Annotated in this window: 8 protein-coding genes, 1 tRNA gene and 1 pseudogene; 3 read left to right on the top strand and 7 right to left on the bottom strand. The window is 64.8% G+C overall.

Features of this window, described 5'->3' with window-relative positions; translation table 11 throughout:
- Positions 1 to 69: 69 nt before the first annotated feature.
- On the bottom strand, positions 70 to 969 hold the full coding sequence (locus D7X55_RS32700; RefSeq protein ID WP_158626454.1) for an IS3 family transposase: 900 nt from the start codon (positions 967 to 969) through the stop codon (positions 70 to 72).
- A complete protein-coding gene (locus D7X55_RS32705; protein WP_121770417.1) occupies positions 966 to 1,526 on the bottom strand; it encodes a transposase in 561 nt (186 codons plus the stop codon). Before D7X55_RS32705 ends, D7X55_RS32700 begins: the two co-directional genes overlap by 4 nt.
- Positions 1,527 to 1,649: 123 nt before the next feature.
- On the opposite strand from D7X55_RS32705, the gene D7X55_RS43025 reads away from it, so the two are divergent.
- The gene (locus D7X55_RS43025; RefSeq protein WP_147470291.1) at positions 1,650 to 1,952 is read left to right on the top strand and encodes a hypothetical protein; all 303 of its coding nucleotides are present in this window, start codon (positions 1,650 to 1,652) and stop codon (positions 1,950 to 1,952) included.
- A gap of 1,402 nt (positions 1,953 to 3,354) precedes the next feature.
- Positions 3,355 to 3,486: a hypothetical protein gene (locus D7X55_RS45395; protein WP_255425046.1), complete on the top strand. Its 132-nt coding sequence runs from the start codon at positions 3,355 to 3,357 to the stop codon at positions 3,484 to 3,486.
- Here the strand turns inward: D7X55_RS45395 and D7X55_RS32715 are convergent.
- From D7X55_RS32715 to D7X55_RS43030, 4 genes are all read right to left on the bottom strand, one after another.
- On the bottom strand, positions 3,483 to 3,800 hold the full coding sequence (locus D7X55_RS32715; RefSeq protein ID WP_121725112.1) for a hypothetical protein: 318 nt from the start codon (positions 3,798 to 3,800) through the stop codon (positions 3,483 to 3,485). The genes D7X55_RS45395 and D7X55_RS32715 overlap by 4 nt on opposite strands.
- Before the next feature lie 292 nt (positions 3,801 to 4,092).
- Positions 4,093 to 4,575 (bottom strand): hypothetical protein, encoded by a 483-nt coding sequence (locus tag D7X55_RS32720; protein ID WP_147470292.1) that lies wholly within the window; start codon positions 4,573 to 4,575, stop codon positions 4,093 to 4,095.
- 11 nt (positions 4,576 to 4,586) lie between these two features.
- Positions 4,587 to 5,258 carry a hypothetical protein gene (locus tag D7X55_RS32725; RefSeq protein ID WP_147470293.1) on the bottom strand — a complete coding sequence of 224 codons (672 nt, stop codon included), beginning with the start codon at positions 5,256 to 5,258 and terminating at the stop codon, positions 4,587 to 4,589.
- Positions 5,255 to 5,659: a hypothetical protein gene (locus D7X55_RS43030; RefSeq protein WP_147470294.1), complete on the bottom strand. Its 405-nt coding sequence runs from the start codon at positions 5,657 to 5,659 to the stop codon at positions 5,255 to 5,257. Before D7X55_RS43030 ends, D7X55_RS32725 begins: the two co-directional genes overlap by 4 nt.
- A gap of 605 nt (positions 5,660 to 6,264) precedes the next feature.
- Between D7X55_RS43030 and D7X55_RS32730 the strand changes: the two are divergent.
- Positions 6,265 to 6,699, top strand: a pseudogene (locus D7X55_RS32730) (tyrosine-type recombinase/integrase); the annotation flags it as partial.
- Positions 6,700 to 6,849: 150 nt separating this feature from the next.
- Here the strand turns inward: D7X55_RS32730 and D7X55_RS32735 are convergent.
- Positions 6,850 to 6,926: transfer RNA gene (locus tag D7X55_RS32735), tRNA-Pro, on the bottom strand.
- Between the last annotated feature and the right edge of the window lie 76 nt (positions 6,927 to 7,002).

A 7,002-nucleotide genomic window follows, 5' to 3' on the forward strand; every position in this document is an offset into this window, starting at 1 on the left:
AGGGCGATCCGCTTGGCCGACCCCAATCTCGTCAGCGCCGCGAACTCGAGCACCGGCTCCCTGACGAACTCACCAGGGCGATCCGCTTGGCCGACCCTCACGCGATCCATGCCCCCGGTCCTTGACAGGGGTGACGAACCGAATGCCGGAGTGGCGATGCAAGCCGTTGTACCAGGCGGTGAAGCGAGCCACCCACTCGCGAGCCTCCTCCCGCGAGGCGAAGGGGCTCCCGGGAAAGGAGGGCCGGTACTTGAGCGTGCGGAAGAGGGCCTCGGAGAAGGCATTGTCGTCTGAGACGCGGGGCCGGCTGAAAGACGGGGTGACGCCCAGCCACTGAAGCGTCGCCATCAGCGTGGCGCCCTTCATGGGCCCGCCGTTGTCCGAGTGAAGGACAAGGCCCTGGGGACAGCCCGCGGCCTCCCACGCGGTACGGACGAGGGTGGCGGCGTGCTCCGCGGATTCCTCCGTGTGCACCTGCCAGCCCATGATGCGGCGGCTGTACACATCCACGACAAGGTAGAGGTAGAGGTAGGCGCCCCGCACGGGCCCCCGCAGGTAGGTGATGTCCCAGCTCCAAACCTGATTGGGTGCGCGGGCCACGTGCTCCGCCTTCGGGCGCGCGACAGGCGCGCGAGCGCGTCCGCGGTGGGCCAGTTGCTTCGCCTCGCGCAGCACGCGGTAGAAGCTGGACTCGCTGGCGAGGTACTCCCCACGGTCGGCCAGGGTCGGCACCAGTTGCTTGGGACTCATGTCCCGGAACTCCTCCCTATTGGCGAGCGCGAGGATGCGCTGGCGCTCGGCCTGCGTGAGTCGGTTGCCCGGAGACGTCCGAGGTCCGCAGCGCCTGTCCTGCGCCGTCGCGGGACGCCTCCAGCGTTGCACCGTGCGCGGCACCAGTCCCAGCCGCTCGCAGGCGGCCTCCAGCGTCGCGCCCCGCCTCATGGCCTCGTCCACCAGGGCCAGCGTCACTTCTCGCTCGGCTCGTCCGGTGCGTCGTCCTCGCCGCCCCGGCGGCCCTCGTCCCAGCCCATCGCCTGAAGTTTTTTTTCGAGGAAGAGCAGCGCCCCAGCCTCCGCCAGGGCCTTCTCCTTGCGGTGCAGCTCCCGCTCCAGCTCCTTCACCCGCTTCTCGCTCGCGGCCAGGCGCCTGCGCTGGCCCGCCGTGAGAGGCCCCGAGGCAGCTGCCTCCGCGCCTGGCTCCAGCGCTCCAGCGGCGGCGTCCCGCCATGCACGCAGCTCGCCTTCATGCAGCCCCTCGCGCCGCAGCAGCGCGCCCAGGGCCTCGTCCTCAAGGCCGTGGGCCGCGGCCACCACGCGCAGCTTCTGCTGGGCAGTCCACTTCTTCGGGGCGGCGGGGACGGGCTTCTCGTCGGGCATGGCGGCCGCCACCCTACGCGCCTCCCTTAGCCACATCGAGAGGGTCGGTTGCGTCACGCCCACCTGCTTCGACAGCTCTGTCGCCGTCATCGCCGGGGGCCCCAGCATCCGCTTCACCATCTGACTCTTGAATGCGTCCGTGTACGGCACCGTCGTTTTCCTGCTCGCCCCGCTCAAGGTGGTCACCTCGGCTGCTCAGCCGAGGCGACAACTACGCTGACACTGGGGGCCAGCCCCCTCATCCAGAAGCAGCGCATCCTCGACTTCTACCTGATGCCCCGGTTCGACGAGCAGCGGCTGGACGCCATCACTAACGCCGAGGTGGCGAAGCTCAAGGCGGAGTTGGTGGACCGCAGCCCGAAGATGAGCCGCATCCAGCGGCTGGCCGGGCTGAAGGTGACAGGCAGCATCCACATCCTCCGCCACACCTTCTGCTCCCGGCTGGCGCTCCGGCGAAGGCCATCCAGGAACTGGCCGAGCACCAGAACCTCCCCACAGCGCCACATGCACCGGAGCCCGACGGCCGGTTTGGGGGCCGTCCGGACACTGGAGAGGCGAAGCAAGCGCCACAAATGAAGACGGGCTGAAGATCCGAAGATCTCCAGCCCGCTTCATCGTTTGGTCGGGGAGACAGGATTTGAACCCGTGGACATGGGGTGCCCCAAACCCGCGACGACACACGCGCTTCGAGAAGTCGTGCGTGAATCCGGGCACTTCGAGTCCACGGGGCAGTCCTCGGCAGTCCCACCTGTCACCCGAGTCTCCTCCAGTCTTGGAGACATTTTGGAGACGAAGCCAGGGACTCACTGAGCCCCTCTGTGGGCGAGGCGTGAGGGACTGGAAGCTGCCGCCACCTAGTCCCGAACCAAGGCCGGGGAAGCGGTCTAGGATTCGCCCCTCGTGACGCTGGCCCCGGCACAGGGTCCACCCCAGAGCGCGTGGTGTTGAGCCCAAGCACCCACAGTGACCTGGAAGCCCAAGCCCCTGCAGCTTGCCGCCTGGATGGGCCGCTTGGGCCGACCTGTGCCCCGAGGGGCGGAACAGCCTCTGCTCCGGCCCGGCGCACAGCTCGCAAGGCACCCGGCCGCAGCCATCCTCGGCCCCTCTGCACCAGCCCGCCGCCCTCAACAGGGCTCCTATCCATCCTATACTTCGGCGGCCACGGTGCTCGTCACCGGAGGCTGCTGGAAGGCCGGTGAGGCGGAGCAGGATAGCGGCATCACGACCCTCTTCGTCGGCGTCTACGCGCACGGCTGCCGCGCCCGTGTGGCGTACAACCGGAACTCTGGAGAGGCGTGGGGCCGACACGAGCGTAACGGACTGCGGCACCCGGTACTGCCCCCCTGAGGCGTTCACGGAAGGGACGGTGCCGCGATGGCGCAGCTTCGCAGAAAGTGGAGCGTCCACGACTGGCCCCGGCTTGGCTGCCTCGTGTCGTTGCTCTATGCCGCCACCCACGGCACCGGGCCTGCGCCGGTGGGTAGGAAGCAGTGCAGTGGTCGGAAGATGGACTCCGTGAGGTGTTCGCTGACCTCCGGGTGATCGAGCGGCTCGAGCTGCGCCTCCTGTCTCGCGAGGACCTCCTGCAGAAGCACCGTCACCAGCCGATGCCGGCGCGCGCCCGGCCTACATCCACCGACGGCCGTTGCAGCACATCGGGCACACGGAAGCCGCGGAGTTGTTCCTCTATGAAATCCAGACGGCTAGGCGGCGCGTCTGCGGACAACGAGCCTTCGCCGCGTCGAAACCGCCCGTTGCCGCCCCTCCGAAGCGCAGGTAGCACCGCTGCGATGCCGACTGCCACAACCTGCGCGGCCACCTGGGAGGGCGGCCGCTGCGAGCGCGAGGCCAAGTACCAGATGCCCCGGGGCAAGGTCTGCCCGCGCACTATCAGCAGGCGCGCCGCTGCGCCCCGTTCCGCGCCCTCTGCAGGGCGCACAGGCAGCTTGTGGACAAGGTTGGGCAGACGGAAGAGGTAGTGCCGGAGACGGTCCGCGTCCCTACGCGCTTCCGGGACGCGGCTCAGGCGATGGCTGACGCCCGCAGGGTGGACCGGGCCGACATCTACCGCGAGGCCATCGCCGCGTACTTCGCCGAAGAGGAGAGCTAGCCGCCCAGCCCGAACGGGAAGACCTCGGTGCGTTTCTGGATAGGCTCGCCGATGCCGGCGAAGTCGGCCGCCATGACGCAGAGGATTGACTCCAGGTTCACTCCGGCCGCAATGAAGTCCGTGAGGATGCGCTGCCGGAGCGACACCGACGTCCAACTATCCGCAACCTGTCCCATGACAGTCGTGCTCGGCATGTATAATTTGCCGGACGGGTCAGTCGTATGGAGCCCGAGGTCCCCAAGGATTTTGTATGCGGTCTTGTAGTCGTGATTTTCACGCGACAGATCGAACGTTACGACGGCTACCTTTGACATTATGTGATGCCTTTCGTTTGAGGCACCCGAAGGCCCGCCAGTTGTAATGGTAAGCGAGTACCGCCGAGTCAAACTTTCGGGCACCCCTTCCGCATACGGTCGTGTAGATCTACATCCGAAGTTCGCTGCGCACTGGAGGCTGGACGGCCGGCGTAGGGTCCCGGTTGAGGGGCGCGAACCGCTGCCACTAGGCTCTAGTCCCATGCGCGCTTCCATGCACGTGGCGGGCTCCAGGCGCGCCAGCTTCACACCTTCGCTGTGAAACTGGCGGATAGCAACCACGCCCTGGGGGCTACTCGCTCCTGTGCGCGGTGGCCCGCTTCGCGGACGGCTGGCGCAACACGGGCAGCATCAAGCCGGGAAGCCCAAACTGCGCGCACGAATTCGAAACATACGCGCGCAGGTAGGGCCATAAGTGCATCATGGCGTTCGTCTCCGCGAACTGCCTGAGCAGCGCATCGTCGAGGGAATGCGCGAAGTTATCTGGAACGGCGTATCGACCGGCGACGGTGTACCGGAGGTTGAGGAACGGATCCTCTTGCTCGTCTGCACCGGTATCCTGGCGCACGGTGATGACGAAGTCGCCGCGCACCATAAAACCGTGTTCGCCCTCGCCAGTCCGGGCCGTTGACAGGGTTGGCTTGACTTCAAACGCAACCTCAGCCCCCGGCTCCGGAGCGGGCCCAATCATACCGGCAAGAAAGCCTAGCGGCATTATCTCGGTGAGTTCGACTTCTCGTACGAGCGCACGAAATGCTGCGGTCAGTTCCTTCATGAGAGGAGCGCTCATGAGGGATACCTCAATTCGGGGAAGCGCGGCCTAGGCGCATCAAACTCTTCGTCGTCATTCTCCCCTATGGGAGTAAGCGACAAGGGTACGCTGCGCCCTGCCGTTCGCGCGGAATAGAATATTGTCGCGCTCCCGGCCCGCTCCACTGGAGGGAGGGCCATTTCGAGCATTGCAAATTCGACCGAGTCCTCCACCCACCTGAAATCGCTGAAAGCCAGCGCGGGGAGCGCCTTCGGCTTGGGCTTCGTCTTCCACAGCTCGCGCAGTTCCTCGATGCGCTGCTGAGGAGACTCAGCGAGCAGCATAAGCGCGCTCACCAGAGGGGCGGACGTCTCCTTGCCGCTCTTCAGCTTCGAAATATAGCCGCCCGAAAGATCGAGCAGTCGCTCCAGCTCTCGCTGATGGATGACTGGCTTCAACTTGCTAAGTGTTGTCTCGACTTTGGAGGCAACGACAGTCTGGTAGACTTCTGCCATTGCGGCGTCGACGCGCTTTGCTACCTCGCGGTTAATCCAATCTTCGCCGCACTCCGGATTCGAGCACGTCGGAATCAGCACATCGGCTGGAATCTCAAGGTCCGGGATGTTCCGGAAGTGCATCCGCCGGCCTGGCTGCGCGACCTCGCGCACTTCCCCTATGTTGCAGCTCGGGCATTTGAATGTGGTCATGGCCAGTCCCTGTTCGAGGGCGCGATGCGTCCACCGACGCAGTCCAACTCTTCTTCGAGAGGGTGGAGCGAGAGGCAGTAGGTTTCCTCGCCCCACGTTCCTTCTCTCAGCGTGAATTTCACGTACCAAACTTCCTGCACAAGACCGAATTCATCCAGAACTGTGACGGGAAGGCGGATTCCGTACTCGTCGTACTTCACTCCGCTCAGAATTTTGGTGTCGCTGAAATCATTAGCCGTAAGCAGCTTGAGCACAACCAGCGCAAATTCATCACACCTGTCTAGCTCTCTAAGCAGTTCAAGCAGGATAAGCCGGCACCTACCTTTTCCAAGCCCGAGGCGTCCCTCCTCGGCTGCCTTGACGCACCGCGCCAGATCGAAGTGAGCAGAGCCGCAGACCACTCAGCACCCCTGAATCATATGAACTGAGTCCAAAAAAGCAATCTAGCCTCAAATTGGATTACCTCCCGCGATCGACTGCGGGAGCGCCCGCCCGAGCCCCTGGGTGGGCCCCTCAGGCGTGCTGGCCGTACTCACGGCAGAAGGACGCGGCAGACCTCGACCCTAGGGCGAAGCCGTGCACAACGCGCAACGCGGGCTTCCTACCTTGCCAAGTGGCAAGACGTCCACGAACGCCGCACGCACCGTCCGGGAGCGGGCATTTACCATGCGGTAAACGGGCCGTACCTAACTACGCACTTACGCGTAAGTCAGCCCGCCGCACGCAGAGTCCTACTAATTACGCAGGGTTCCGATCGTCTACTCGTCTGGCAACCGCAGACTAAGTGCCAATTTCGCAAATCGGACCGTGCGACGACCCCAAGAATCCACACGCGCACGTACGCTAAGCTGCATGACCTCTTTAACTTGATAGCTCAACCCACTGTAATTATTCAGTGTTGCCCCCCCAAACCTACCTACTCTGGCGTTTCGTTCTTCCCCTACGATAGGGACATTTTCACGATCATCGCGTTTATAGGTGTGCCTATTACAAGCCGCACGAGTTCGAACGGCTGGGAGAAGCGGCGGCAAAGGTGGACCACCAGCACCTTATCTTCATCCTGGTCGGCGGCGAAGCGAGGCTGCGCTGCGGGGAGCTCATCGCGCTGGAGCAGACGGACGTGGACTTCATCCGGAGTGTCATCCATGTCCGCCGCTCGGAGTTGGAAGGGCACGTCCCCCTGCCAAAGGGCGCGCGGGCCCGGCAGGTGAACATGACCGCCCGGCTGGCAGACGTCCTCCGCAAGCAGTGGCACCTCCGGGGCGATCGCATCCGCTGGCGGGCCGACGGCCACCCGAAGGTGAGCCAAGTGCTGCTGAACAAGTGGATGAGCCGCATCCAGCGGCTCGCCGGAGTGAAAGCGACGGGAGGCATCCATATCCTTCGCCCCACCTTCTGCTCGCGGCTGGCGATAGCGGGAACCCCGGCGAAAGCCATCTAGGAGCCGGCGGGCACCAGAGGCTCCTCGGTCCGTGCGCCATAACGCCAAGCCCGGCGGCCATCTCTGCGGCCTTCCTCATCGGGGTGCGAAGCAAGCGCCACAAATGAAAACGGGCTGAAGATCCGAAGATCTCCAGCCCGCTTCATCGTTTGGTCGGGGAGACAGGATTTGAACCTGCGACCCCTTGGTCCCGAACCAAGTGCTCTACCAGGCTGAGCCACTCCCCGATATCCGGTGCTGCGCCAGGAACTGCCCTCGGGCCCGGCGAAGCGTGGGCGGATCTATCCGAGCCGCTTCCTTCAG

This window comes from Corallococcus sp. AB049A, from assembly GCF_003668885.1.
Classification (GTDB): Bacteria; Myxococcota; Myxococcia; order Myxococcales; family Myxococcaceae; genus Corallococcus; species Corallococcus interemptor.

Coding starts and splice junctions, on each gene's coding strand:
- D7X55_RS32715 (WP_121725112.1), bottom strand. CDS start 3,800: ATGTCAAAGGTAGCCGTCGTAACGTTCGATCTGTCGCGTGAAAATCAC.
- D7X55_RS43025 (WP_147470291.1), top strand. CDS start 1,650: ATGCCCCGGTTCGACGAGCAGCGGCTGGACGCCATCACTAACGCCGAG.
- D7X55_RS32725 (WP_147470293.1), bottom strand. CDS start 5,258: ATGACCACATTCAAATGCCCGAGCTGCAACATAGGGGAAGTGCGCGAG.
- D7X55_RS32720 (WP_147470292.1), bottom strand. CDS start 4,575: ATGAAGGAACTGACCGCAGCATTTCGTGCGCTCGTACGAGAAGTCGAA.